Below are 26,232 nucleotides of genomic sequence, written 5' to 3' on the forward strand. Positions count from 1 at the left end.
GCGATGCCCGCCACGGGCATCGCACCCTGTCACGCGGCAGTGCCGGCCTGGATGTCCCGGAAAGCCTGCACCAGGTAGTCCGGCTCCTGGGCACCGGAGATCAGGTACTGCTGGTTGATGACGTAGGCCGGGACGGCGGAGATGCCGGCTTTCTGGTAATAGGCCTCTTCCTTCCGGACTGCTTCCGCGAAGTCGCCCTCATCCAGGACCCGGCGCGCCTCGCCCGTATCCAGGCCGATGGCGGCCACGCATTCCAGCAGTACCCCATCGTCTGAAATATCGGCCGCGCGCCCGAAATAGGCCTCAAAGAAGGCCTTTTTCATCTCGGTCTGGCGGTTCTGTTCGCCGGCCCACATGACCAGCCGGTGTGCGTTGAAGGTATTCCGGGTGTAGCGCTCCTGCATGTGCTCGAAATTCAGGCCGAGTTCATGGGCAATGGCCGCCATGTCGTTCTGGGCCTTCTCCATTTCTTCGGGGCTGCGGCCGTACTTGCGGCTCAGGGCCTGCAGGATGGGTTCGCCGTCGGCGTCCTTGTCCGGGTTGAGTTCAAACGGATGCCAGCTCACCGTGAAATTGCATTCGCCGGCAACCTGGTCCATCGCCTGCTCCAGACGGGCATAGCCAATGGCGCACCAGGGGCAGGCAATGTCGGAGACGATGTCGATATGCAGGGTTGTCATGGGGAAACGGCCTGGTTCTGGGATGACTGCTGCCCTGATTCTGGGGATCGCTCGGGATGGGTACAATCCCCGCCACGCATGGCTTCCTGGATCAGCCACAGCCGGTCCTGGCCCCAGGCCGTGACGTCGCCGAAGCGGAACCCGGGTACGCCCCAGAGGCCGATCCGGTAGAGTTCCTGGCAGTTGGCTTCCACTTCGTCACGCCAGTCTTCGCTGTCCAGCCACTGGCGGGCTTCGGTCCAGTCCAGGCCGGCATCCTCAACAATGCGCCGGAGGCCCCTGTCGGTCTCGGAACGGATACCCCGGGCGTTCACCGCGCGCGCAAAAGTCATCATCAAGGTAACCTCCAGCCCCTGTTCCCGGGCATAGGGGAAAAGCGCATAGCAGCGTTCAACCCCGGCACCCAGCGGATCGGCGACGAAGCCATACGGGATACCGAGTTTTTCGGCTTCCCGTTTGGTGTCCCTGAAGATGTACCACTTCTTGGCCGGTGGCACCGCCTGGCCGCGCATGAGCATGGGCAGAACGGGCCGGACCTGCAGGGGGCAACCGAAATAGTCCGCCAGCTGTTTGGCCCGTTCAAGCCCCAGGTAGGAATAGGGGCTGCGCATGGAGAAGAAGATCTCAAGGGGTGTGGTCACTGGCGTGGCCGGTTTCGGCTTTCGGCAGAGGTCCGCCCAGGTGCGCACGAAACGGGCGCTCTCATTGGCATGGCGGGCATACCCCTTGGCAATCAGGCGCCGTTCCAGGTGGTCGAGCCGGTCCAGCCCCCAGAACCACTCACCCTCGTAGTGCAGCATGGCGCCCAGGTAATGGCCTGCTTGCTGAAGGTGCTGCTCATTGCGGGCGATGGCAGCACGGGCCTGTTCGGATTCCTCCGGCGTGGGCGTCGGCAGTGGTGGGTCGCCGTGCCATAGCCCGCGCAGGGCCGCGAGCGCTTCATCCAGGAAGTCCGGGTCCTTTTCGGCTCGGGTCATACGGCAGGCTGCTGCGTGAACGGCCTCTTCCGTCAACGCGGGAGCGGTCTCCGGGAAGTCCAGCCGGTACAGGCGGGCGAGGTCGCGGGCATCGGCCACGGCCCAGGACTGCCAGAGGTCGCGCTCGGGGAACATGTCATCCTGCAGCGCCTCGACTGTGAAAACGCGGTAGTTCAGACCGAAACGCTCCGCCAGAGAGGGCAGGACCTGCAGCAGCACGTAGCCGTGTGGATCCCTCGGGTTGAGATACACATCGACCTGTCGTTCCTGTCCCTTACGTCGAGCCTGCCTTGCCTGCAGGCCGCGCCGGAGGTTGTGTACGAGCGGACTGCTGACAAAACGGGCCGCATAGGGCATCAATGCGGATTTCATTCAGGAGGCGGTCTCCAGCGCCGGGACATGTTCGTGCAGGAACCAGCGTTCGGTTACCACCCGGCGCGTGAACCAGTGCGTTTTCATGAGCGCCGGGGCGATGCGCAGTTTGGCCCAGTCCGGAAGGTCCAGGCCGCCGCCCTCGTGCTCCACCTCGCGGGTGCCGAAACGCTCGCGCAGGCGGTCGGCGTAGGGCTGGAGGCTGGCAGCCCGGTAATCCGGTGCTTGCTGAATGACGTCCGCCGCCAGGAAGGCGGACTCCACGGCCGGCCGGATGCCTTCGCCGCTCTGGGTGTAAGCGAGGCCGGCGGAATCGCCGATCAGGAGAATACCGTCATCGATCAGTGGTCTCTCCGCGTGGTCGTAGAGCAGGTAGGCATGGCCCTTGAACTTCCCGGGCAGGTCCTCCGGGATACGTTCCTCGGCCTGCATCCTGGCAACGAAGTCATTGAGGTGCTGCTTGAGGTCATCCGGGTCCTCACGCCCCAGGCCTATGTTGAGGAAGTTGTCCTTGCGGAAGACCCAGGCGTAGCCCATCAGGTCCCGACAGAACCAGAGTTCCGGGGTATCCTCGCGGACCCGGCAGTGCCGGGCCTGCTCCGGCGTCATCTCGAACTCTACTTCCTTGGCGGTCACCGAGGTTTCGTGGCTGCCGGGGCCTTCCCCGATTGTGGCCGCCACCGGGCAGAAGTGACCACCGGCGCCAATGACCAGCGGCGCCTGGTACTCGCCGTTCAGGCACCATTCGCCGTCGTCGGTGCGTTCCAGGGACTTGAATTTGACGCCCTCGGCCCGATCGCTGCCGCTGCGCTCGAGCAGGTAGTGGTCGAACTCACAGCGGCGGATGCCGTAGCTGACGGGCTCGCTGCCATGGTCATTCTCCACCGCCTTCTGCCCCATCATGCCGATGCGGAAGCGATGGATGGGCTGCATGATGTTCTCCCGCCGGTAGTCATCCGGGTTGATGGCCAGGAGCTCCAGCACGGCGGGCGTGACCCAGCCCGCGCAGGTCTTATCCCGGGGGAAGGTCTGCTTGTCGACCACCAGGGTATGGTAGCCCCGCTGTGTCAGGGTCTGTGCCATGGTGGAGCCGGCCGGCCCACCACCAACGATCAGTGCATCATAGCGCTGTACCATCAGTAACTGTCCTCCGGCGGCACGTTGGAGCTGGTGTAGAGGTGTTTACGGTTACGTGGCACATTGTTGTTCTCGGGGTGCGCCAGCACCATCTGGAACAGCTGGAGTGCGTTCGCCCGGAACGAGGCGATCGAGCCGGCCAGGTAGAGGCGCCAGGCCCGGACGAAGTTCTCACCGTACATCTCGCGCACGGTGTCGATGTTGGCCTCAAAGCGGGCGAGCCAGTCCTCCAGGGTTTCGGCGTAGTGCAGCCGCAGGTTCTCCACATCCAGCACCGAGAAGGGACCGGCCTCGCCGATACTGGTGAATTCGGTGATGCTGGGTGGATAGGCGCCGGGGAAGATCCGCTTCTCGATCCAGGCGTTGGTGCGCATCGGGTAGTTGCGCCCGATGGAATGAACCAGCGCCAGGCCCTCGGTCTTCATGTGCCGGCGGATGACCGCGGCCAGGTCCGGATAGTAGTCGGTTCCCACATGCTCGAGCATGCCCACGGAAACGAATCGGTCGTACAGGCCGGAGATGTTGCGGTAATCGTCCAGCACGTACTCCACCTGGTTTTCCAGGCCTTCCTCCTTCGCTTTTTCGCGCGCGAAGGTCACCTGTTCCTCGGAAATGTTGAACGCGCGCACCTTCACGCCGTAGTGCTTCGCCATGTAGCGGGCGAGTCCGCCCCAGCCACAGCCGGCTTCCACCACGGTCTCGCCGGGCTTGAGCTGCAGCTTGCGGCAGACCAGCTCAAGCTTGGCGAGCTGGGCTTGTTCCAGGGTGATGTCCGGTTCCTCGTAGTAGGCGCAGGTGTACTGCATCTGGGCCCGGTCCAGCCATAGCTGGTAGAAATCGTTGCCCATGTCGTAATGGTGGTGGATGTTGTCCCGGGCCGCCTTGAGGCTGGTCGAGCGCGGCGCCTGGTCGCGCCAGAGCATGCGCAGGAACAGCGGCAGCTTCTCGTAGGCCTGGTCCAGTGAGCGGTAGAGATCCGTGAGAAGATCCGGCATGTGGCCGTCCATCTCCAGCCGCCCTTCGCTGTAGAGGTCGCCGAAGGCCAGGTTCGGGTTGGTCATCAGTTCATACAGGGCGGAACGGTCCGCCACCCGCAGGCGGTAACATGGGCTCTGCCCGGAAGGCGTGATCTCCTGGGTTCCCCATAGATCCAGGGTCAGGGGCGGATTGCCGGCCACCGACAGGAATTTCTCCGCCATCCAGCGCTCGGCGCCGGTGGCTGTGCTGTTCGGCTCAATGAGTGACTGGGTCAGGCCCAGCGGTGAAAAGCGGTCACTTCGGAATGACCGTGCCGTTTCCCTTTGAGGGGTTTTCTGTTCCATAGGTGCCCTCCAGCATCCGGTTGTTATCTCCCCATACGGTATCGAGTATAGGAAGTGATCAGTTCATGCGGCAACTGCAGGATGTGATGGGGGCCACGTTGGCGTTCTCCAAGGGCCTTCGCAGTGGCCGCGGAACGCGCTAGCCTTGGCGCTGGTTTTCCGGGAGCAACCGATGGAAGCACTGTTTGCAATGCTGGTCCGCTGGTTTGAGCGCCATGAAACCTTCCTGTGGGCCCTTGGGGGCGTTTCCCTCCTGATGTTTGTGGCCACGCTGGTGGCGGTGCCGTTCGTCATCGCCCGGATTCCGTCGGACTATTTCACCCGGCCGCGGCGCCGGCGCTATCTCCTCCAGGGCCGCTATCCGCTGCTGGGGCTGCTGGCACTCATCCTCAAGAACCTTCTGGGCCTGATCCTTCTGTTTGCGGGGATCGCGATGCTGGTGCTGCCGGGGCAGGGCCTTCTGACCATCCTCATCTCGCTGACGCTTCTCAATTTCCCGGGCAAATACCGCCTGGAGCGCTGGGTGGTTGAGCGCCCGGCGGTGTTCCGGTCCATCAACTGGATCCGGCGGCGCTGGGGAGTGCCCGAGCTCGAGTTTCCGTCGCTGTAGATCCCGGGCGTGCGGATCTTTTCATTGCGCCTTATTCCGTGTAGAGTTGCGATTGTACATATATGGATATGCGGATATGGTTACGCCGGAGCAGTTTTTTCGAGCGCTTTCAGACACCACCCGGTTGAACAGCCTGTTGCTCCTTGAGCAGGAAGGGCGGCTCTGTGTCTGCGAGCTGGTTGCGGCCCTTGAGCTTTCACAGCCGCGTATCTCGCGCCACCTCTCCCAGCTCCGGGATCAGGGCATTGTGCAGGATGAGCGCCGTGGGCAGTGGGTGCATTACCGTCTGGCCACGGACCTTCCGGACTGGGCCCGCCAGGTCCTGCGCGCGGCGCTGGAGGCGCGGGATCTGGGTGAGCTCAGTGCCCGCCTTTCATGCATGACCCAACGTCCTTCCCTGGATGCGGCCCAATGAGGTTTGGTGATGAATGTGTTGTTCGTGTGTACCGGTAACTCCTGCCGCTCCCAGATGGCCGAGGGGGTCCTGCGGCATCTGGCCGGGGATCGCGTGAGCGTGGATTCCGCCGGTCTGGAAGCCCATGGCCAGAACCCGAGGGCCATCAAGGCGATGGATGAGGCTGGCGTGGATATCCGTGATCAGGCGTCCACCCTCCTGACGGATGCGCACCTGGAATGGGCGGATCTGGTGGTGACGGTCTGCGGTGATGCCGATGAGTCCTGCCCGATACTGCCCCCAGGGACGATCAAGCGCCATTGGGGACTGCCGGACCCGGCAAAAGCCCTGGGGTCGGAGGACAGGATCATGCAGCAGTTCCGTAACGTTCGGGATGATATAAGGGCACGGGTTGAATGCCTGATTCGCGATGACGTTGATGGAGGCCAGGCGTGAGTACCACTGAGGATACCCCGAACATCAAGGAGGGCATGGGTCTGTTCGAGCGTTACCTGTCGGTCTGGGTGGCGCTTGCGATTGTGATTGGTATTGCACTGGGGCAGTTCGCGCCAGTGGTGCCTGATGTGCTGTCGCGTTTTGAATACGCGCAGGTGTCGATTCCGGTAGCGGTCCTGATCTGGGCCATGATCTTCCCGATGATGGTGCAGGTGGATTTCGCCTCCATCGCGGGCGTGCGTCGCCAGCCCAGGGGGTTGGTGATTACCACGGCGGTGAACTGGCTGATCAAGCCCTTCACCATGTTCGCCATTGCGTGGTTCTTCCTGCTGGTGGTGTTCGCGCCCTTCATTGCCGAGGATATGGCACGCCAGTACCTGGCCGGGGCCATCCTGTTGGGGGCCGCCCCCTGCACGGCCATGGTGTTCGTCTGGAGTTACCTGACCCGTGGCGATGCGGCCTATACGCTGGTTCAGGTATCGCTTAACGACATCATTATGCTGTTCGCCTTCGCCCCCATCGTGATGGTGCTTCTGGGGCTGTCCAACATCATGGTGCCCTGGGACACCATTGCGCTTTCGGTCTTCCTCTACATCGTGATTCCGCTGACGGCCGGCTATGCCACGCGTCGTTATGTCATTGCCAGGAAGGGGAGTGATTACTTCGAGAACGTCTTCATGAAGCGTCTGGGCCCCGTGACACCCGTTGGCCTGATCCTGACGCTGGTGCTGTTGTTTGCCTTCCAGGGCGAGGTGATCCTCCAGAACCCGGTGCACATTGCGCTGATCGCAGTGCCGCTCATTCTTCAGACCTTCCTGATCTTCGTGATTGCCTACGGCTGGGCCAGGGCCTGGAAAGTCCCGCATAGCGTGGCGGCGCCGGGGGCCATGATCGGGGCCAGCAACTTCTTTGAGCTGGCCGTGGCTGCGGCCATTTCGCTCTTCGGGCTGCAGTCCGGTGCGGCACTGGCCACGGTGGTCGGCGTGCTGGTCGAGGTGCCACTGATGCTGGGGCTGGTCTGGATTGCGAACCATACCCGTCAGTATTTTCCGGGAACCAGCCAGGGCTGAGGTGTATCGAATGGTGGATCTACCCAACGTGAACCGGACCTTTCTGGATCATCCGGATCTTGAGAAACTCAACAGCCCCGGAAGCGCTCATCCGCCACGGGTCCTGCTGCTCTACGGCTCGCTCCGGGAGCGTTCCTACAGCCGCTTCCTGGCCGAGGAGGCGCAGCGCCTTCTGCATGAGTTCGGCGCCGAGACCCGAATGTTCAATCCCTCGGGCCTGCCGCTGCCGGACGATGCGGAGGCGGATCACCCCAAGGTGCAGGAACTTCGGGAGCTTTCCCAGTGGTCCGAGGCGCACGTCTGGGTCAGCCCGGAGCGTCATGGCAACATGACCGGGATCATGAAGACCCAGATCGACTGGCTGCCGCTTTCGGTCGGCGGCGTGCGGCCCACCCAGGGACGGACCCTGGCGGTGATGCAGGTCTCCGGCGGTTCCCAGTCGTTCAACGCGGTGAACAACCTGCGTATCCTCGGGCGCTGGATGCGCATGATCACCATCCCCAACCAGTCCTCCGTGCCCAAGGCCTACCAGGAATTCGATGAGGCGGGCCGGATGCTGCCGTCACCGCTCTACGACCGGGTAGTGGACGTGATGGAGGAGCTGGTGAAGTTTACCCTGCTGCTGCGTGATCGCTCGGAGTATCTGGTCAGCCGTTATTCGGAGCGTAAGGCGGAAGACTGATCAGTTGAGGAAGAACACCGCTGTCATGATCGCGCCCGTGACGATGACCACGGCGCGTATGGTCGCCTCCGGCAGCTTCCGGGCTACCCTTGCGACCACATAGCCGCCCGCCACCGCCGAGATCATCATGACCAGGGCCTTGATCCAGATAATGGCCCCGCCGATGGCATAGAGTGCCACGGCGATGGCGGTAAGTACGGCGGAGATGAGGTTCTTGAGGCCCTGCATCCGGTTGAGACCGGTGTGGCCGAGCAGCCCGAAAGTGGCCAGAAGCACGATTCCGAGGCCGCCATTGAAGTAGCCGCCGTAGATACAGACCGCCAGAAGTGCTGTGATCTGGACGCCAGGGCGGGACTCGCCTCCGCTGGTATTCAGGTTACGCAGCAGGCGTGGCCCGAGGGCGAACAGCAGGGTGGCGGCCAGCAGCAGCCAGGGGACGATATCGCTGAAGACCGCATCCGGTGTGATCAGTAGAAGGCCGGCTCCGAGGCTGCCACCGATCAGGCTGGTGGCCAGGACTGCTGCCATGGAGAGTTGCTCCGGTGCCTTCAGATCCTCGCGGAACCCCCAGGTGCTGGCCATGTAGCCGGGGAGCAGCGCCATGGTCCCGGAGGCGTTGGCGGCTACCGGCGGTACGCCGGCCCAGACCAACGCCGGGAAGGTGAAGAAGCTGCCGCCCCCGGCTACGGCATTGAGGCCGCCCCCCAGAAAGGCTGCCGCCACCAGCATTGTCCAGGTGAGCAGGGGCTCCACGCTTTACAGACCCCAGATGATTGCCAGCAGCAGACCCCAGGCCAGCACGCTTGCCGCCATAACCGTGTAGGTGATCGACATGGCCTCCACGTCCGCTCCAATCCGGCAGAGGTGGCTTATCCCCCGGAAAACGATGGCGCAGCTCCATATCAGTCCGATCAGGGCGATGCTTGTTATGACCGTCAGGCTCGGAACGAAGAGCGCAAACGCGGAAAGCCACATGGGAACGGGCGCAACGGCGGCCACCAGGTAGGCACTGTGGGCACTGATGTGGGCGCTGCGGGTATTGCCCACTTCATGGATCAGCCAGCCCATGACGGCGAACGTCAGCAGTTCCGCGAGGAAAAGGATGATGGTGATGTAGCCCCATTCGCGCCCGGCGAAGGCGTCGCCGAAGGCTTCCGGATAACCTGTGCCCGCCTGATAGAGCATGATCGGTGGAATCAGGGCCAGAGGCAGGACGGGGAACAGGATAAGCGCCAGAACAGAGGGCGGATGATCGCGCAGCCTGGCCCATGCGCCGCTGGATGGAAGGATCAGCCGGAACAGCATTAACGGCGACATGATGGGTCTCCTTTTCCTCTCATGTCTTGCATAGTTGGCCTGGAAACCAGGGGTGTCAAGGAGTCTCGCTGTCAGACAGCCGATACGCCCCTGGTCTGCGGAGTGCCGAATCAGTCCCGGTTGAGCGCGCGGAAGCCGATATCCCGCCGGCAGTAGGCGTCGTCCCACCGGATGCGATCAACGCCCGCATAGGCCGCCTTCTGGGCCTGCTCGACCGTTCCGCCCAGCGCGGTTACGCACAGGACCCGGCCGCCGGCGGTGGTCACACGACCATCAGCCTCCTGCTGGGTGCCGGCGTGGAAAACCTTGAGGCCGTCGCCGTCCAGGTCATCCAGGCCGGTGATGGCATCGCCCTTACGGTATTTGGCGGGGTAGCCGCCGGCGGCCATCACCACGCCCAGGGCGGGGCGCTCATCCCAGTCGCACTGCTGCCGGCCCAGTCCACCCTGGGTGGCGGCGAGGCAGAGTTGGACGAGGTCCGAGCGCAGCCGCATCAGCAGCGGCTGGGTTTCCGGGTCGCCCAGCCGGCAGTTGAACTCGATGACCTTGGGGGAGCCGTTGGGGGTGATCATGAGCCCAGCGTACAGGAAGCCTGTGTAGGGGTGGCCCTCGTCCGCCATGCCGGCAACCGTGGGCTCGATGACTTCCCGCATGATGCGTTCGTGGACCTCCTCCGTAACCACGGGGGCAGGGGAATAGGCGCCCATGCCACCGGTGTTGGCGCCGGTGTCGCCATCGCCCACCCGTTTGTGGTCCTGGCTGCTGGCCAGTGGCAGGATGTTGGAGCCATCCACCATGGCGATGAAGCTGGCTTCCTCGCCGGCCAGGCATTCCTCGATGACCACGCGGTGGCCGGCATCGCCGAAGGTGTTGCCGGCGAGCATGTCGCGCACGGCATCTTCCCCCTCGGCCAGGGTCTCCGCCACGATCACGCCCTTGCCGGCGGCCAGGCCGTCCGCCTTGACCACAATGGGCGCACCTTTCTCACGCAGGTACTCCAGTGCCGCCTCCATGTCCCCAAAGGTCCGGTAGTCGGCAGTGGGGATGCTGTGGCGCGCCAGGAAGTCCTTGGCGAAGCTCTTGGACCCTTCCAGCTGGGCGGCGGCTTCACTGGGACCGAAAACGGCTATGCCGGCTGCACGCAGCCGGTCACTGATACCCGCAACCAGTGGCGCCTCGGGACCGACGATGACCAGGTCAATGGTCCTGTTCGTGGCAAAATCAACGAGGCCATCAATGTCGTCGTCCGCCAGCGCCACGTTCTCAACACCCGGCTCACGGGCGGTCCCGGCATTGCCGGGCGCGGCGTACACCTGCTGGACCTGCGGTGACTGGGCCGCCTTCCAGGCCAGTGCGTGTTCACGGCCACCGCCGCCGATGATCAGGATCTGCATAAGCACCTCAATGCCGGAAGTGACGCATGCCGGTGAAGACCATGGCGATGCCGTGCTCGTTGGCGGCGTCGATCACTTCCTGATCGCGCATGGAGCCGCCGGGCTGGATCACCGCCTGGATGCCCGCTTCGGCCGCCTGGTCGATGCCGTCCCGGAACGGGAAGAAGGCATCCGAGGCCATGACCGAGCCCTTGACTTCAAGCCCTTCGTCGGCGGCCTTGATGCCGGCAATGCGCGCACTGTAGACACGGCTCATCTGGCCGGCGCCAATGCCGATGGTGCGGCCATGGCGGGCGTAGACGATGGCGTTGGACTTGACGTACTTGGCCACTTCCCAGGCGAACAGCAGATCTTCCAGTTCGTCCTGTGAGGGCGAACGGTCGGTCACCATCTGCAGGGTGTTCTCATCGACCATGCCCAGATCCCGGTCCTGAACCAACAGGCCACCGGTGACCCGCTTGTAGTCCCAGGCCGCAATCCGTTCGTCATTGAAGGGGCCACAGGCCAGAACGCGCACGTTCTTTTTGGCTGCCAGCACCTCCGCTGCCTCCGGCGTGATTTCCGGTGCGATGATCACTTCCACGAACTGGCGTTCGATGATCGCAGCCGCCGCTTCCGGATCCAGGGGGCGGTTGAAGGCGATGATGCCGCCGAAGGATGAGGTCGGGTCGGTGGCGAAGGCCAGTTCGTAGGCCTGCTTCAGGTCCGAGCCGATGGCCACCCCACAGGGGTTGGCGTGCTTGACGATCACGCAGGCCGGATCCGCGAAGGGCTTGACGCATTCCAGGGCGGCGTCGGTGTCCGCCACGTTGTTGTAGGACAGGGCCTTGCCCTGGAACTGGTGCGCGGTTGAGACGGACGCCTCGGTAGCGCCACGTTCACGGTAGAACGCGGCACTCTGGTGCGGGTTCTCGCCGTAACGCATGTCCTGCACCTTTTCGAACTGGTTGTTGAAGGTGCGCGGGAAGGGATCCGGCTCCGCCTGGCTGTCCAGCCGGCCGCCCAGGTAGTTGGCGATGGCGCCGTCGTAGGCGGCGGTGTGCTCAAAGGCCCGGGTGGCCAGGTCAAAGCGCGTGGCGCTGCGTAGACCGCCGTCGTTGGCATCCATTTCATTCAGGATGGGGTCGTAATCGTCGGCATTCACGACAACAGCAACATCCTGGTGGTTCTTGGCAGCAGCGCGGAGCATGCCTGGCCCGCCGATGTCGATGTTCTCGATGGCGGTGGGCAGGTCGCAGTCCGGGTCGGCAACGGTCTGTTCGAAGGGGTAGAGGTTCACGACCACCATGTCGATGGGGTCGATTCCCTGTTCCGCCATAACGCTGTCGTCCGTGCCACGGCGGCCAAGGATGCCGCCATGGATGAGCGGGTGCAGCGTCTTGACCCGGCCACCCATGATTTCCGGGAAGCCGGTGTGGTCGGAGACTTCCTTCGCCTCGATACCACTGCTGGTCAGAAGCCGGAAAGTGCCGCCGGTGGAGAGGATCTCCACGCCGCGCTCGCGCAGGGCCTGGGCGAATTCAACAATACCGGTCTTATCCGAGACGCTGATCAGCGCCCGGCGTATGGGGGTCGCATTTGGCTGTTCCGTCATGATGGCTCCGATTCCTTACAGCAGGCCGTACTGCTTGAGCTTCTTGCGCAGGGTGCCCCGGTTGAGACCGAGCATGGCGGAGGCGCGCGTCTGGTTGTCACCGGTGTATTCCATGACCTTCTCCAGCAGCGGCGCTTCCACCTCGGACAGCACCAGCTGGTAGACGTCGCTGACCGGCGCGCCGTCGAGCTGGGAGAAGTAGTTCTCCAGAGCCTGTTCCACGCTGTCGCGCAGTGTGACGGTCTGACCGTTGCCGGCCGCCGTTGTGAGGGGCTCGTCGGTTTGCCGGGCCCGGTTGTCCTCGGCCATGAATTCAGTGCTCATGCGACACGTACCTCTTCTGTCTGGATGCCTTGAAAGTAATGATCGAGCAGCTGAAGCTGCGCGCCGGCGTCCTCAATGCGGTTGAAGTGCCGGCGGAATGTCTTGTCCGGATCACGGGCCTGCAGGTACCAGCCCACGTGCTTGCGTGCCACCCGCAGCCCGATGTACTCGCCATAGAAGGCGTGCAGCGCCTCCACGTGCCCCATCAGGATGTTGCGGATTTCCTCCGCTCCGGGGTCCGGGAGCTCCTCGCCCGTGGCCAGATAGTGGTTGATCTGGCGGAAGAGCCAGGGCCTGCCCTGGGCGGCCCGACCGATGAACAGGCCATCGGTGCCGGTTTCCCGCAGAACCTGTGCGGCTTTGCGGGGGGTGTCCACATCGCCGTTGGCGAAGACGGGGATATCCACCGCCTGCTTGACCTGAGCGATGGTCCCGTATTCCGCCTCGCCCTTATAGGCGTCGGCCCGGGTTCGCCCGTGTACCGCCAGTGCGGCAATGCCGGCGTCTTCGGCCATGCGTGCGATGGTCACCGCGTTCTTGTTATCCCGGTCCCAGCCGGTGCGCATCTTGAGCGTGACCGGCACATCCACGGCCGCCGCGACGGATTCCAGAATCTCGCGCACCAGGGCTTCATCGCGCATCAGCGCGGATCCCGCGGCCTTGTTGCAGACCTTCTTGGCGGGGCAACCCATGTTGATGTCGATGATCCGGGCGCCATTGGCGACGTTGAAACGGGCGGCCTCGGCCAGCATCGGGGCATCGCCGCCCGCGATCTGGACCGCGATGGGCTCAGATTCCCCGTCGTGGTCCATCCGCTGGCGGGATTTGCGCGAACTCCACAGGCTGGCGTCCGCTGTAACCATTTCCGAGATGGCGAGACCAGCACCCATTCTGCGGCACAGGAGCCGGAAGGGTCTGTCCGTGACACCCGCCATGGGGGCCAGAACCAGGTTGTTGGGCAGCGTATGGGGGCCAATGGCGACCACAGCGTTCTCCCGGTGATTGGATCCGTGCGGGTTGGTCAAATCTCGACCAGCTCAGGGGGAGACAATGATACTCTGGGCTCTCATCCCATTAAAGGGGATGGCTGGCTGAAAAACCGAGTATTTTTGGGTCGGGACTATTGACGCGCGGGGAGGAAGTCGATCCGGTAATTGATGGCGTCCTTGCCCGGGTCCTGAAGTCCCAGACGGATACGCCGCCCCTCCCCGGAGGGAATGCGGCCACGTTCTGCTTCGTCGTCCGCCAGGTAGGCCTGTGGCTGGAAAACGCGCTGGGCCACCACATCGTTGTTGAGGTTGGAGAAGCTCAGGGCGATGGCGGGCCACGGCTGGTCAAAGCCGGCTTCGTTGACAATAGTGACCTCCAGCAGAAGGGCATTGGCCATGTCCGGATGGCTGCGGACCACGAGGCGGCGCGGTTCCAGCGCGTCGGTGGCGACCAGGGGGGGCAGCTCACACCCAGCCCATTCGCAGGCCTGCTCGTACCAGGGGCGGATCGGCTCGTAGAGCGCCAGCCGTTCGAAACGGTACCAGCCCAGCTGGTAGACGAGAAGGGCGGCCATACCGGCAATGCCCAGCAGCCATGCCAGTCTGCGCAGCCAGCGCCAGCGGTCGGGCCGACTGGTGACAATGGGGTCGGTGCTCAGTGATTGCCAGTCCGGCCCGCTAGGGGCTGTATTCCGGGGTTCCGGTCGGGGACCAGGTTCCAGCTCGGGCTCCGGGTCAGGCGTCTTTTCCCGGGGCGGTGGTTCCGGGGCAGGGGAGTCGGGCTTGTCGGGGGCTTCGGTCGGTTCACTCTCGACCTCCTGCAGGAGTGACTCCGCCCAGCTTTCATCATCCTCCAGCTGTTCCCGGGAATCCAGGTCGTCGAGCTCGCTGCGGAAGCCCGAACGGTCGCCGGCATCCAGCGCCAGGAAGTCCTCGCTGAAAGCTTCTTCCTCGAGCTCGTCGTGGCCGGCGTAGCGGCTATCCTGGGCGTCCTCCTCCGGGTTGTCGTCGAAGACCAGGTCGTCCGCGTCGGTTTCCGTTCCGGAAGACGGCTCCTGTGGGGCTGTGGACTGGGGTTTGGTGGTGGGGTCTTCTTCCGGCTCGGCGTGTTCAACGGCATTGAACACGTACAGGCAGTGGCCACAGCGTACCCGTCCCCTGGCCGCCTCTATCTGGCGTGGGGTTACCCGGAACCGCGTCTGGCAGTAGGGGCAGCGGGTGAGGGTTTCCGATTCTGTGGCCATGCAGTCGGCTCCACTTCAGTCCGTGTGGCGCGTGCCGGTCAGGCAGATCCAGCCTTCCTGTTCCGTCGGTGACTGCATGTGGAACCAGTGGGCATAGCGATCACTGATCGAGTCGGCCTGGCTGGACAGGATGCCGGAAAGCACAATCCGTCCGCCCGGCCGTACCTGACCGGCCAGTGTTGGTGCCAGAGACAGTAATGGCTGGGCCAGTATGTTGGCAAGCATCAGGTCACAGCGGGTATCCGGCTGGTCCTCCGGGGCATACAGCGCCAGGGCGTCATCGGGAATGCCGTTGCGCCGGGCGTTGTCACGACTGGCATCCAGAGCCTGAGGGTCGTTGTCGGTGCCGACAACGTGCCGGGCGCCCAGTTTGAGCGCCGCCAGCCCGAGGATGCCGGAGCCGCAGCCGTAATCCACGACTTCCAGATCCCTGACTGGGTTGGCGTCCAGCCATTCCAGGCAGAGCCGGGTGGTGGGGTGTGTGCCGGAGCCGAATGCCAGCCCAGGGTCCAGGGTGATGTTCACCGCATCCGGTTCCGGCGGATCCTGCCAGCTCGGGCAGATCCAGAGGCGGTTGCCGAAGCGTTCGGGCCGGAAGTCATCCATCCAGGCCCGTTCCCATTCCCGGTCCTCAAGCAGTTCCGTTTCCATGGATTCCAGGTGGGTCTGGGTGGCTGAGTGGTAGGCTTCCGCCACCTGGGCCTGGACGCCGGCGAGATCAGCGTCGCCCTGGAACAGCCCGGTAACCGTGGTGCTGTCCCACAACGGCGTACTGCCCCGCTCCGGTTCATAGAGCGGGGTATCCTCGCTGTCTTCCATGCTCACGGCCTCGGCACCGGCCTCGAGCAGCATCTGTTCCAGCAGCTCGGCATGCTCACTGTCCGACTGGATGTGGAGCTGGACCCAAGCCATGGCTCAGTCCCTTCGGATCAGCTGTTCCAGGTAGTGGATCGTGATGTCTCCGCTGCGGAAGCCTTCATCACGAACCAGCCGCTGGTGCAGTGATCCGTTGGTCTTGATGCCGATGACGACCAGCTCATCCAGCGCGTTGTGCATGCGGGTGAGGCAGATGTCGCGGCTCTCGCCGAATGTGATGAGCTTGCCCACCAGGGAGTCGTAGTACGGCGGGATGCTGTAGCCGGAATACAGGTGCGAGTCCACGCGCACGCCAAGCCCGCCCGGTGGGTGGAACCGTTCCACATGGCCCGGGCTGGGCGAGAAGGTTTTGGGATCCTCGGCGTTGATGCGGCATTCCAGCGCATGGCCGCGGATCTCGATGTCCTCCTGGCGGTAGCGCAGCTTCTCGCCGGCGGCCGCACGGATCTGTTCGGCTACGATATCGACACCGGTGACCATCTCCGAAACCGGGTGCTCCACCTGGACACGGGTGTTCATCTCGATGAAGAAGTACTCGCCGTCCTGGTACAGGAACTCGAAGGTGCCGGCGCCCACATAGCCGATCTCGCGGCAGGCGTCGAGGCAGGCCTGGAGCGTGCGCTCCCGGGCTTCAGGATCGATGTGCGGCGCGGGTGCTTCCTCGATGATCTTCTGGTGGCGGCGCTGCAGGGAACAGTCGCGGTCGCCCAGGTGGATGACGTTGCCGTGCTGGTCCGCAAGCACCTGCACTTCCACATGCCGGGGGCGTTCCAGGTACTTCTCCAGATAGACCGTTTCGTCGCCGAAGGCGCCGCGGGCCTCACGCTGGGTCACATGCACGCCCTTGAGCAGGGCGTGTTCGGTGTGCACCACCTGCATGCCGCGTCCGCCACCGCCGGAGGCGGCCTTGATCAGGACCGGATAGCCGATTTCACGGGCGACCTGGCGGGTGCGCTCCTCGTCGTCGGTCAGCGGGCCATTGGAGCCCGGAACCGTGGGGACGCCGGCCTTGACCATGGAGCGGATGGCGGAAACCTTGTTGCCCATGAGCCGGATGGTCTCGGCGGAGGGACCGATGAAGCGGAAGCCACTCTTCTCGACCTGCTCGGCAAAGTCGGCGTTTTCGGCCAGGAAGCCATAGCCGGGGTGGATGGCGTCGGCGTCCGTTACCTCAGCGGCACTGATGATGGCGGGGATGTTGAGATAGCTGTCGGCGGCGCTGTTGGGTCCGATGCACACGGACTCATCCGCCAGGCGGACGTGCATCAGGTCGCGGTCCACGCGTGAATGCACGGCTACGGTGCGGATGCCCAGTTCCTTGCAGGCCCGCAATATGCGCAGGGCGATCTCGCCCCGGTTCGCAATCAGTACTTTATTGATCATGATGCGGCGCTTCGCTGTCAGGTGATGACGAACATGGGCTGGTCGTATTCAACGGGCTCGCCGTCTTCGACCAGAATCTGGGAGACGGTTCCGCTGATGTCGGCCTCGATCTGATTCATCATCTTCATGGCCTCGACAATACAGAGGGCGTCACCGGAGTGTACCTTCTGGCCCACTTCCACGAAGGAGGCGGCTGTGGGCGAGGGCGCCCGGTAGAAGGTACCCACCATGGGTGAGCGTACCAGGTGACCCTGGGGTTCGTCCGGTTCGGTCTTCTCCTCCGCCTGTCCGCTGCCAGCGCTCTGCTGGGGCTGGGGCGCCGGTGCCGCCTGCTGGGGCGCGGGGGCCGGGGCGGGCGCGGCCATGGTCACGGTGTCGGCGCGGCGACGGCTGATCCGGACCGAATCCTCGCCTTCCTGGATCTCAAGTTCCTCGACGTCGGATTCTTCCAGAAGCTCGATCAGTTTCTTGACTTTGCGAATGTCCATATGGGGCTCTCATTCACCTCAGTTTGCGGCATGCGGCGGTCAGGGCCAGTTCATAGCCCTCTGCCCCGAATCCGCTGATCACGCCCTCGGCAATATCCGAGAAAAAGGAGTGATGGCGGAAGGGCTCGCGTGCATGCACGTTGGAAAGATGCACCTCAATGAACGGTATCGCGGCGGCCAGCAGGGCATCCCGCAGGGCCACACTGGTATGCGTGAAAGCGGCGGGATTGAAAAGGATGAAGTCGATGCCTTCATCGGCCGCGTCATGGATCCGTTCAATGAGCTCGTATTCGGCGTTGCTCTGGAGTGTGAGCAGGTGATGGCCGGCCTCGCTGGTCTGCTCGTGCAGACGCTGGTTGATATCCGCCAGTGTGGCCGCCCCATAGGTGCCCGGCTCGCGCGTGCCGAGCCGGTTCAGGTTGGGGCCGTGGAGGACGAGGATCGTGGCCATAATTGTTTCTTTTCGGCTTATTTTGCGTCGGTTTTTGTGTTTTCGCGCTAAGATCCGGGCACGTTCAGGAAAGTGTGAACGCATGTTAGCCGTAGATCAATAGCGGTGATACGAAATATCAATCTCCTGCAACGACCTGGTTGCGGCCCTCGCTTTTGGCGCCATAGAGCAGGGTGTCGGCACGCTCGCACAGCTCCTGGGGCGATTCGCCCCGCCACTGGGCCACCCCGCAGGAGAAGGTCACATGGAAATCGGTGCCCGCGGCCGGCTGGCGCAGCTGGCTGAACTTCTCGCGGATCTCGTTCATGACGCCCAGCGCATCCTCCTCGCGGGTGTCCGGCAGCACGATGGCGAACTCCTCGCCGCCATAGCGGCCGATGTGGTCGGTTTTGCGCAGGCGCTGCTTGAGGAACAGGGACAGGCTCTTGAGGATCCGGTCGCCGATGGGATGGCCGTAGGTGTCGTTGATCCGCTTGAAATGATCGAGATCCAGCATGACGAAGGTCAGAGGCTGGCCGCTCTGGTGGGCCCGGCTGATCTCGGATTCGAGCAGGCTCAGTGTGTGGGTGTGATTGTACAGGCCGGTAAGGCTGTCGCGGATCATCAGTGCCAGCAGCGAGCGTGCCCGCCGGCCGCGGTTGTGCAGGGTGGCCACCAGGTGCTTGGCATCAATGGGTTTGGTCAGGAAATCGTCGCCACCCATGCTCATGGCATGCAGCTGCTTGGAGACATCCTCTTCGGCGGAGAGGTAGATGATGGGCACGCTGTGAAGATGGTCCTGCTGGCGGATGACCTTGGCCAGTTCGGTGCCGGTACACCCCGGCATGTACATGTCCAGGATGATGATTTCCGGTGAGAATTCGTCCAGCGCGTTAATGACCTCCATGGGGTCGGTCAGCACGCGCGAGCGCATGCCGGCTTTCTGGAGCACGTTCTCGATGTACTTGGCCTGGGCTTTCGAATCGTCCACCACCAGAACCCGGTAGGGGTCGGGTGGATGGGCGTAGGAGTAGTGCTCGATCTTCTCGATCAGCTGGCCCGGATCCAGGGCCTGGTAGAAGAATTCCTCACCGCCGGAGCGTACCGCCCGCAGCCGGGTTTCAATGGAACCGTCCTCGCGGCTCATGTAGAGCACCGGGATGGGGGTTTCATGGCGTTGCTGGATACGCTCCATGGTGGCGATCCCGGCAGTGGCCTCTCCGCCACCGAAATCCACATCGATTACGATGGTTTCGGGTTTATTGCGCGCGCATTCCGCGTCCAGCTCGTCCGGGGTTGCGAAGGCCGCGGCCCGGAACCCGAAAAACTCCATCTGGCGGATGATGCGCTGTGCGTAGTCGCTGTCATTGAAAGCGAGATAGATGGGCGTGCGCAGCCAGGTCCTGGGCGTTTCGTCTTCCTGCTGGTCCGAGCGGCGCAGGGTGCAGCGCGAGAGCTGATCCATGCCCCGTTGCAGGTTTTCCCGGATCTCGGTGTTGATGGGGCGACCTTCGGGCCAGATCTCGAGCGCGGTCCGGATGCTGTCGCCAGCCGCCTCGTGATCCGTCATCTCGAATCGGCGGGCGTACTTGACCAGCTTTTCCGTGGTGACCATCAGGTCTTCACGCAGACCGGGTGGTGGTTCGCCGGCTTCCAGGAACTTCTGCCAGGTTTCGAGGACCACCCGTGCCTGGGTTGTCACGCGGCGGGCGAAGTGCTGGCGCAGCTTCTCCTGCTGGGAGCTGGTGTCTGTCATGACTGAGGACTTGTTATTGGTGTGCGTCGTCACATTCCGTGCATTCACTATAGTCGTTTATTCTGGATCTGTGTCAATCTGGCGCTTTTATGCCCTTGTCGAGGGAGCATGATGCGTCGAGCGGATGACACCGGGTACAGCCTGCGCGTGCTTCTTGTGATCTTCATCGGGGGACTGCTGACGCTGGTGCTGATGGCGGGGACGTGGTTCAGCGCCAGTCGCTTCGGTGCCTATCTGGAGAATGAACTTCACATCCAGACCCAGGACGCGGCGACGGCGCTGGGCGCGGCGGTGTCGGCCCTGGAGAGCGAGGGCCAGGTGCGGCGGCTGGTGGATGCGGTGTTCGACAGCGGCGCCTACACGCGGATCGAGCTGGTGCGGGCGGACGGCAGTCTGCGCCACAGCCGCGAAGTGGAGACAGGGCCACCGCCGGTTCCGGGGTGGTTCCAGTGGTGGGCCGACCTGCCGTCGCCCCGGGGGGAAGCGACTGTGATGGACGGCTGGGAGCCGGCGGGCAGTGTGCGTGTGCATGCCGACCCCGTGCCTGCGCTGGTGCGCCTTTGGCAGAGCTTTCTCGTGGGTCTTGCCTGGAGCGGTGCGCTCCTGGTGGTAAGTCTGTGGCTGGCCTGGCGCGGGGCCGGGCGGCTGCTGGCGCCATTGCGCCAGATGGAGATCCAGGCGCAGGCGCTTGAGGCGAATGACTTCGCGGCCCGCACCGATCCTCCCCGCGCCCGGGAGCTGAGCCGTGTTGCCCGGGCGTTGAACCGTATGGCCCAGAGCCTGGGGGAGACGTTCGAGCGCCAGATTGGTCTGATCAACGAACTGGAGCATCGTAACCGCCGGGACCCGGTAACCGGACTGCGTACCCGCGAGGCCTTCGATCAGGCGCTGGCAGCGGAGCTCCATTCCCGCGAATCCGCTGCCGGCGGCGTGGTGGCCGTTTTCCGTCCGCGCGGGTTCCAGTTGTTCAATGAGGGCCGTGGTCGGGCCCGGGGTAACGCGGTCCTTACGGAATGCGGTGCCGCGTTGCTGGACTTTGAGTCCCATCATGAGGGTGTGGTGACCGCCCGGGGTCAGGGCGCCGATCTTCTGGTCTGCATCACCGGCGTCGAGCCGGTGGAGGCGGATGCCTGGCTGCAGGAGCTGGTGGAACAGCTTTCAACGCGCTACAGCACCTTCAGTGTCCCCGAGCAGGGCATCTTCCAGGCCGGCGTTACCCGGGTCGAACCAGGGCTGGGTGTGGGCGCACTGCTGGCCCGTGCCGACCAGGGCCTGGCGACGGCGGCGGCCAGCAGTGACCCCCTGCTCTGCTGGGGGCATTCCCTGGCTGCCCCGATCAACGGAGCGGGCGGCTGGCTGGAGGCTATTGACGCAGCACTGGCCTCGGAGGAAGTAGCTCTGGCGTGGCAGGCGCTGCATGACATGGACGGCAGTGTCCTGATGACCCAGGTACTGGGTCGGCTGAAGCTGGCGGAGCGCTGGGAGGTGGCGGCGCATTTCCTGCCCCATCTGGAGCGCTCGGGCCGGACGCCGGCGTTTGATCGCCTGGTCATTGAGCGGGTGCTCTCCGGTGATGGGCCGGGGCTGGACGGCAGCGTGGCCGTATCGCTTGGGTTGGCGTCGCTGGTCGATGACACCTTCATGCACTGGCTGGCCATGCGGCTTGAAGCGGCCGGGGACCAGACCCGCAATCTCTGGCTGGTGGTGCCCGAGCGTGCCCTGCGTGTTCAACCGACCGCTGTGTCACTGCTGGCCGAGACAGCCTCCCGGGCCGCGGCGGGGCTTATGGTGGACCATTTCGGCTCCGGTGGCGTGAGTTTCGGGTATCTGGGGCGCTACGCCATACAGGCTGTACGTATCAGCCGGGAATACATCCGGGATCTGCATCAGCGCCGGGCGGCACGCTTCTTCCTGTCCAGCATCGCGCCGGTTCTGCGTGCTCAGGGGATACGTGTCTTCGTCAGTGGCGTGGAGGTTGAGGACGAGTGGGCCGTGGTGCGTGAGCTGCCGGTGGATGGCGTGATGGGCTTCTATTTTTCCCGGCCGGAGGAGCCGGAAGAGGGAGATTTACCGGGCGGAGAACCGCCCGGTAACGGCGTCAGCCGGCGGCCTTGACCGCTTCCTCAACCGCCTTGCGGGCGGCTTCGGCGTTGTCCCAGTTACGTACCTTGACCCACTTGCCGGCTTCAAGATCCTTGTAGTTCTCGAAGAAGTGCTTGATCTGTTCCTTCAGCAGCTCCGGCACGTCTTCAACGTCCTGGACATCCTTGTAGGCCGTGGTCAGCTTGTCGTGGGGAACGCAGACCAGCTTGGCGTCCTCGCCTTCCTCGTCTTCCATGTTCAGAACACCCACCGGGCGGCTGCGGATGATGGAGCCGGGCATGACCGGATAGGGCGTGATGACCAGAGCGTCCAGCGGGTCGTCATCATCGGCCAGTGTGTTGGGGATGAAGCCGTAGTTGGCCGGGTAGAACATGGGGGTGGCCATGAAGCGATCCACGAGGACAGCGTCCATGTCCTTGTCGATTTCATACTTGATCGGCTGGGCGTTGGCCGGGATCTCGATGGCAACGAAGATGTCTTCCGGCGGGTTCTTGCCGGGCGGGATCTTGTCAAAGTTCATGACGGTGTCCTTTCTCTGTGGATGAATGAAGGCTGCATGAAACAGGCAGGAATTATACGCGCGGATCGGCCTGGATAAAAATCAGCACATGACCAAGCGCTTGCTTGGTGTGAATGCTTGCGGCACACTCAGACTGTCCACTCTGGCCCTGACCGCTGAAGGAAGGCATTCATGAAAACCTCAACACACTGCTTCAATGAAACCCATGAACAGGCCCGCCAGACGGCGCAGCGCTTTGTGGAGCGTGAAGTGCTGCCGCATATTGATGAATGGGAAGAGGCGGGTGAATTCCCGCGTGAGCTTTATCGCAAGGCCGCTGATGCCGGCCTGCTGGGTGTTGGTTACCCAGAGGCGCTGGGTGGCACCGGGGAAGGGGATCTGTTTCTCAAGGTCGCGGTGAGTGAGGCGCTGATGCGCAGCACCTCCGGAGGCCTGGTTGCGGGCCTGGGTTCCCATGACATTGCCCTGCCACCCATTGTGAAGTGGGGGCCTAAGGCCATGCGCGAACGGGTGGTGCCCGAAGTGCTGCGGGGTGACGCGGTGGCAGCGTTGGCGATCACCGAGCCCGGTGGCGGGTCCGATGTGGCGAATCTCCGGACCCGCGCGGAAAAGGAAGGCGATCATTACCGGATCAACGGCAGCAAGACCTTTATTACCAGCGGGCACAGGGCCGATTACTACACCGTGGCCGTGCGTACGGGCGAAGCCGGCCATAACGGCATCAGCATGCTGCTGGTGGAGCGTGATACGCCCGGGTTCTCGCGCGGGCGCATGCTTAAGAAGACCGGCTGGTGGGCCAGCGATACCGCCGAGTTGTTCTTCGAGGACGTTAAGGTGCCCGCGGGAAACCTGATCGGTCAGGAGAACGGCGGGTTCATGGTGATCATGACCAATTTCCTCCAGGAGCGGCTGATGCTGTGCATCATGGGGGCGATGACCGCGCGCCTGGCGCTGGAGAAGGCCATGGACTACAGCCGGGAGCGTGAGGCGTTTGGGCGCACCATCAGCGGCTTCCAGGTGACCCGCCACAAGCTTGTTGATATGGCGACCCGGGTGGAGCTGGCTACCCAGTACACCTACCACTGCGCGGCGCTCATGGACGCCGGCAAGGCGCCGGTGAAGGAAGTGGCCATGGCCAAGAATTTCACCGCGGAGGTGGCAGAGGAAGTCACCCGGGAAGCGGTTCAGCTCCACGGCGGCATGGGCTACATGCGCGAAGCCGGCGTGGAGCGTCTGGCCCGGGATGCCCGTATCCTGGCCATCGGAGGCGGTACCACGGAGATCATGAAGGAGCTGATCGCCAGGCAGCTTGGGCTGTGATCAGCGCCCCTTCTCAGTGACACCGGAGCTGGTGGCCACGAACAACCGGTCCGCCGGGCGCTTCGCGAACAGGCCGTTGGTGACCACGCCGGTGATCTGGTTGATGGCTTCCTCGGCCTTGATGGGGCGGCTCAGGTCCAGGTGATGCACATCCAGGATGATGTTGCCGTTGTCAGTGGTGAAACCCGCGCGGTATTCCGGGTCGCCGCCCAGTCTGACCAGTTCGCGCCCCACGTAGCTGCGGGCCATGGGGATGACCTCCACCGGCAGGGGGAAGTCGCCCAGCATGTCCACCTGTTTGGTCTCGTCGATGATGCAGAGGAAGGTCTCGGAAGCGGCCGCCAGGATCTTTTCCCGGGTCAGCGCCCCGCCGCCGCCCTTGATGAGCTCCAGGCGATGGTTGGCTTCATCCGCCCCATCGATGTAGAAGCGGGGTGGTTCCACTGCATTCAGATCATAGACGGGAATCCCGTGCTGCCTGAGGCGCTCGGCCGTGGCTTCGGAGCTGGCGACGGCGCCGTCGAACTGGTCCTTTTCCGCGGCCAGGGCGTCGATGAAGAAGTTGACGGTACTGCCGGTGCCGATCCCCAGAATGCTGCGTGGGGTCAGTTCCGGAAGCACGTGCTTGAGCGCGGCCCGGGCCGCTTCCTGTTTGTGGCTGTCCTGGCTCATAGGGGGGCTGCCTCTCCGTTGTTCGGTTCTGGAGGCCCAGTATACGGGTTCAGGAGGCCATCAGGAACGGCCCGGGAGCGAGCCGGGCGACCGGCTCGCCAGGGGGCGTCAGAACTCGGTTGTAAGGTTGGCCCACAGGATGCGGCCAGGTTCGTTGATCGGTTCGCTGCTGGCCCCAAGGTCCGCAGTGCCCTTCTGGATGTGTTCCGCGTACTCCCGGTCAAAGACGTTGTCGATGCCGGCGCTCAGGCGGGTGCGTTCAAACAGCTGCATGCCGCCATGAAGAGAGACAGTGGCGAATCCGGGGGTTTCCCGGGTATCCAGGCTGTAGATGGTGCCACTGCCCTCGTCCACACGGTCCTGGCGGGCGACCCCGCGCCATTGAATGCCAGCGGTGTAGCCAGCCTGTTCGTAGTCGAGGCCGAGCGTGCCCTCAAGCGGCGGTGTCTGTGCCAGAGGCTCGTTGTCGGTGTCGTTGGTGCTGCGGGTCCAGGCCAGGCTGGAGCTCAGGCTCAGAGACGGTGTCAGGGTGACCGTGACGTCCGCCTCCAGGCCGCGGGTGACGGCGTCCACATTGCGTGCGCTGTCTCCCTGGTTGGTGATCAGGATGTAGTCGTCATACCAGCCGTAGAACAGGGCAACGGTGCCCTGGACACGCCGGTGGTCCATGGTGAGCCCGACATCCGCCTGGGTCAGGGTTTCGTTGCCAATGCCGAAGTCGCGCTCCCGTTCCCAGAAATCCGGCGCGCGCTCGGAGCGGCCCAGGCCGGTGTACAGGGTCACGGGCAGCTCCTGAAGGGCGACCTCGTAGCGGCCGAAGCCACTCCACTGGGTGCGGTGATCGGATTGTCCCCGGTTTGCGTCCCCGAAGTCGGCTTCCAGAGCTTCCGCCTCGTGGTAGTCACCGCGCAGGCCCAGGGTCAGCCAGGAGGTGTCGCTGATCGGCTGCTCCATGTCCGCAAAGACACCCAAGTCCGAGAACTCGGCCGTGTCCGGTGTCGGGGCATTCCGGAAGCGGGCGCCTGCCAGCGGGTTTCCCATTCCCATGAGCGGACCGCTGTCCGCGTGTTCATTGGTGGCGAAATCCATTCCGGCATGGACATCCATCCCAGAGAACAGTGCCATGTCGGCGGCAAGGCGCCCGCCCAGGGTAGTGCGCTCCACGATGCGCGCCATGGCCATCTGGCCAGGGTCCCTGAGACGGAAATTGTCCATCACATGGTCGACATTGTTGTAGTACGCGCTGGCCTCCACCCGCTTCAGCCAGGAGGTCAGGTTCTCCTGCGTGCCTGATAGCCGGTAGCTGGTGCGGTCGAAGTCAGTACCATCCATGCCCCGGTCATCGTAGGCGGCCTCGGCGTTGCTGCGGTCATAGCTGAACTCGACCTCGGTATCGTCGCCGGGCGTCCAGCCGGCGATGGCACTGGTGCTCCAGCGTTCGTGCGCTGAATGCACGGTGTCACCGCCGCCGTCCTCGTAGTCGTCCTGGGAGGAGAGGGTACCGATGAAGCGGGCATAGCCACTGTCGTCGCCGGTGGTGATGTCCGTGGCCATGTCGTTGCGGGCATGGCTGCCGGCGGTGAAGCTGGCAAAGCCGCGGGTGGTGGCAGCGGTGAAGTCCGGGGCGTCACGCTCAAAGCGCACGCTGCCGGCGGTGGCCGGGCCGTAACGGACGCTCTGGGGCCCTTTGGTGATCTCGATGCGGTCATAGGACTGGGGAAAGATGTAGGCGGTGGGCGGGTCCATGCGGCTGGGGCAGCCTCCGGGGATGGCACCGCCGCTGGCGGAGATGTTGAGCCGGGAGCCGCCAAGGCCTCTCAGGACCGGTTCACCACTGGTTCCGCCCTTACGGCTGACGTTGAAACCGGTCACCGATTCCAGGTAGGCACCGCCGTCCTGCGCCGGCAGGGAGGCGTGGGGTTTTCTCGGGTCCGAGGTCACCTCGTAGGGGGTGTCCATTGAGGAGGTGGTTACCACAAGGGGCTCCAGAGCCATGGTCTGGGCCAGTGCCGGTGTGGTTCCGGCCAGGAGGGTGGCGGTCAGGACGGGTGTGGTGCGCCGCCAGTAAGGCTTGTGTATCATCCGGTACTCCCTGATGGTCATGGATCCGGGCTCCCTTAGC

Annotated in this window: 26 protein-coding genes; 7 read left to right on the forward strand and 19 right to left on the reverse strand. The window is 64.0% G+C overall.

The genetic code is table 11. From position 1 onward, the window contains the following. Window positions 1-29: 29 nt before the first annotated feature. The 4 genes from GLW01_RS10750 to GLW01_RS10765 are packed head-to-tail and all read right to left on the reverse strand — an operon-like array spanning window position 30 to window position 4,488. Complete coding sequence (locus tag GLW01_RS10750; protein ID WP_160899046.1) at window positions 30-680, reverse strand: DsbA family oxidoreductase; 651 nt, start codon at window positions 678-680, stop codon at window positions 30-32. Next, the gene (locus GLW01_RS10755) at window positions 677-2,029 is read right to left on the reverse strand and encodes a DsbA family protein (RefSeq protein ID WP_160899047.1); all 1,353 of its coding nucleotides are present in this window, start codon (window positions 2,027-2,029) and stop codon (window positions 677-679) included. Before GLW01_RS10755 ends, GLW01_RS10750 begins: the two co-directional genes overlap by 4 nt. After that, window positions 2,030-3,166: an NAD(P)/FAD-dependent oxidoreductase gene (locus tag GLW01_RS10760; protein WP_151439928.1), complete on the reverse strand. Its 1,137-nt coding sequence runs from the start codon at window positions 3,164-3,166 to the stop codon at window positions 2,030-2,032. After that, the gene (locus tag GLW01_RS10765; protein WP_151439929.1) at window positions 3,166-4,488 is read right to left on the reverse strand and encodes an SAM-dependent methyltransferase; all 1,323 of its coding nucleotides are present in this window, start codon (window positions 4,486-4,488) and stop codon (window positions 3,166-3,168) included. The genes GLW01_RS10760 and GLW01_RS10765 overlap by 1 nt, the downstream gene beginning before the upstream one ends. Window positions 4,489-4,660: 172 nt before the next feature. Between GLW01_RS10765 and GLW01_RS10770 the strand changes: the two genes are divergently transcribed. From GLW01_RS10770 to arsH, 5 genes are all read left to right on the forward strand, one after another. Then, window positions 4,661-5,098 carry a PGPGW domain-containing protein gene (locus GLW01_RS10770; protein WP_202405676.1) on the forward strand — a complete coding sequence of 146 codons (438 nt, stop codon included), beginning with the start codon at window positions 4,661-4,663 and terminating at the stop codon, window positions 5,096-5,098. Window positions 5,099-5,174: 76 nt separating this feature from the next. Next, window positions 5,175-5,513, forward strand: a complete 339-nt coding sequence (locus tag GLW01_RS10775; RefSeq protein WP_151439930.1) for a metalloregulator ArsR/SmtB family transcription factor — start codon at window positions 5,175-5,177, stop codon at window positions 5,511-5,513. A gap of 9 nt (window positions 5,514-5,522) precedes the next feature. After that, complete coding sequence (locus GLW01_RS10780; RefSeq protein ID WP_160899048.1) at window positions 5,523-5,948, forward strand: arsenate reductase ArsC; 426 nt, start codon at window positions 5,523-5,525, stop codon at window positions 5,946-5,948. Between the two features lie 35 nt (window positions 5,949-5,983). Further along, the gene (gene arsB, locus GLW01_RS10785) at window positions 5,984-7,018 is read left to right on the forward strand and encodes an ACR3 family arsenite efflux transporter (RefSeq protein ID WP_160899101.1); all 1,035 of its coding nucleotides are present in this window, start codon (window positions 5,984-5,986) and stop codon (window positions 7,016-7,018) included. Window positions 7,019-7,028: 10 nt separating this feature from the next. After that, window positions 7,029-7,700, forward strand: coding sequence for an arsenical resistance protein ArsH (gene arsH, locus GLW01_RS10790; RefSeq protein ID WP_151439932.1), 672 nt, complete (start codon window positions 7,029-7,031; stop codon window positions 7,698-7,700). Here the strand turns inward: arsH and GLW01_RS10795 are convergent, their stop codons facing one another. The 12 genes from GLW01_RS10795 to GLW01_RS10850 form a co-directional block, all read right to left on the reverse strand. Further along, complete coding sequence (locus tag GLW01_RS10795; protein WP_340162453.1) at window positions 7,701-8,453, reverse strand: sulfite exporter TauE/SafE family protein; 753 nt, start codon at window positions 8,451-8,453, stop codon at window positions 7,701-7,703. It lies immediately after the preceding gene. Window positions 8,454-8,456: 3 nt separating this feature from the next. Beyond that, window positions 8,457-9,017, reverse strand: coding sequence for a Yip1 family protein (locus GLW01_RS10800; RefSeq protein WP_095615740.1), 561 nt, complete (start codon window positions 9,015-9,017; stop codon window positions 8,457-8,459). 110 nt (window positions 9,018-9,127) lie between these two features. Continuing rightward, window positions 9,128-10,411, reverse strand: a complete 1,284-nt coding sequence (purD, locus tag GLW01_RS10805; RefSeq protein WP_151439933.1) for a phosphoribosylamine--glycine ligase — start codon at window positions 10,409-10,411, stop codon at window positions 9,128-9,130. 7 nt (window positions 10,412-10,418) lie between these two features. Then, window positions 10,419-12,005 (reverse strand): bifunctional phosphoribosylaminoimidazolecarboxamide formyltransferase/IMP cyclohydrolase, encoded by a 1,587-nt coding sequence (gene purH / locus GLW01_RS10810; RefSeq protein WP_160899049.1) that lies wholly within the window; start codon window positions 12,003-12,005, stop codon window positions 10,419-10,421. A 15-nt stretch (window positions 12,006-12,020) separates the two neighbouring features. Further along, entirely contained in the window at window positions 12,021-12,329 is a 309-nt protein-coding gene (gene fis / locus GLW01_RS10815; protein WP_077529524.1) for a DNA-binding transcriptional regulator Fis, read from the reverse strand. Continuing rightward, entirely contained in the window at window positions 12,326-13,315 is a 990-nt protein-coding gene (gene dusB / locus GLW01_RS10820) for a tRNA dihydrouridine synthase DusB (RefSeq protein ID WP_095616560.1), read from the reverse strand. Before dusB ends, fis begins: the two co-directional genes overlap by 4 nt. A 134-nt stretch (window positions 13,316-13,449) precedes the next feature. After that, entirely contained in the window at window positions 13,450-14,562 is a 1,113-nt protein-coding gene (locus GLW01_RS10825) for a DUF3426 domain-containing protein (protein ID WP_160899050.1), read from the reverse strand. A 15-nt stretch (window positions 14,563-14,577) separates the two neighbouring features. Beyond that, on the reverse strand, window positions 14,578-15,474 hold the full coding sequence (prmA, locus tag GLW01_RS10830; RefSeq protein WP_151439936.1) for a 50S ribosomal protein L11 methyltransferase: 897 nt from the start codon (window positions 15,472-15,474) through the stop codon (window positions 14,578-14,580). A gap of 3 nt (window positions 15,475-15,477) precedes the next feature. Continuing rightward, entirely contained in the window at window positions 15,478-16,821 is a 1,344-nt protein-coding gene (gene accC, locus GLW01_RS10835) for an acetyl-CoA carboxylase biotin carboxylase subunit (protein WP_151439937.1), read from the reverse strand. Between the two features lie 17 nt (window positions 16,822-16,838). Further along, complete coding sequence (gene accB / locus GLW01_RS10840; RefSeq protein ID WP_151439938.1) at window positions 16,839-17,309, reverse strand: acetyl-CoA carboxylase biotin carboxyl carrier protein; 471 nt, start codon at window positions 17,307-17,309, stop codon at window positions 16,839-16,841. A gap of 13 nt (window positions 17,310-17,322) precedes the next feature. After that, the gene (aroQ, locus tag GLW01_RS10845; RefSeq protein WP_151439939.1) at window positions 17,323-17,760 is read right to left on the reverse strand and encodes a type II 3-dehydroquinate dehydratase; all 438 of its coding nucleotides are present in this window, start codon (window positions 17,758-17,760) and stop codon (window positions 17,323-17,325) included. 118 nt (window positions 17,761-17,878) lie between these two features. After that, entirely contained in the window at window positions 17,879-19,495 is a 1,617-nt protein-coding gene (locus GLW01_RS10850; RefSeq protein ID WP_160899051.1) for a GGDEF domain-containing response regulator, read from the reverse strand. 108 nt (window positions 19,496-19,603) lie between these two features. On the opposite strand from GLW01_RS10850, the gene GLW01_RS10855 reads away from it, so the two are divergent. After that, window positions 19,604-21,610: a bifunctional diguanylate cyclase/phosphodiesterase gene (locus GLW01_RS10855; RefSeq protein WP_160899052.1), complete on the forward strand. Its 2,007-nt coding sequence runs from the start codon at window positions 19,604-19,606 to the stop codon at window positions 21,608-21,610. Here GLW01_RS10855 and ppa read toward each other — a convergent pair. Beyond that, the gene (gene ppa, locus GLW01_RS10860) at window positions 21,594-22,118 is read right to left on the reverse strand and encodes an inorganic diphosphatase (RefSeq protein ID WP_095615730.1); all 525 of its coding nucleotides are present in this window, start codon (window positions 22,116-22,118) and stop codon (window positions 21,594-21,596) included. The two genes, GLW01_RS10855 and ppa, sit on opposite strands and share 17 nt — an antisense overlap. A 171-nt stretch (window positions 22,119-22,289) precedes the next feature. Here ppa and GLW01_RS10865 point away from each other — a divergent pair, with 171 nt between their 5' ends. Next, window positions 22,290-23,438: an acyl-CoA dehydrogenase family protein gene (locus tag GLW01_RS10865; protein ID WP_160899053.1), complete on the forward strand. Its 1,149-nt coding sequence runs from the start codon at window positions 22,290-22,292 to the stop codon at window positions 23,436-23,438. On the opposite strand, the gene rpiA is transcribed toward GLW01_RS10865, so the two are convergent. Continuing rightward, a complete protein-coding gene (rpiA, locus tag GLW01_RS10870; RefSeq protein WP_151439943.1) occupies window positions 23,439-24,110 on the reverse strand; it encodes a ribose-5-phosphate isomerase RpiA in 672 nt (223 codons plus the stop codon). A gap of 108 nt (window positions 24,111-24,218) precedes the next feature. Continuing rightward, window positions 24,219-26,192: a TonB-dependent copper receptor gene (locus GLW01_RS10875; RefSeq protein ID WP_202405677.1), complete on the reverse strand. Its 1,974-nt coding sequence runs from the start codon at window positions 26,190-26,192 to the stop codon at window positions 24,219-24,221. Between the last annotated feature and the right edge of the window lie 40 nt (window positions 26,193-26,232).

This window comes from Vreelandella halophila (genome assembly GCF_009856365.1).
Taxonomy (GTDB): domain Bacteria; phylum Pseudomonadota; class Gammaproteobacteria; order Pseudomonadales; family Oleiphilaceae; genus Halospina; species Halospina utahensis_B.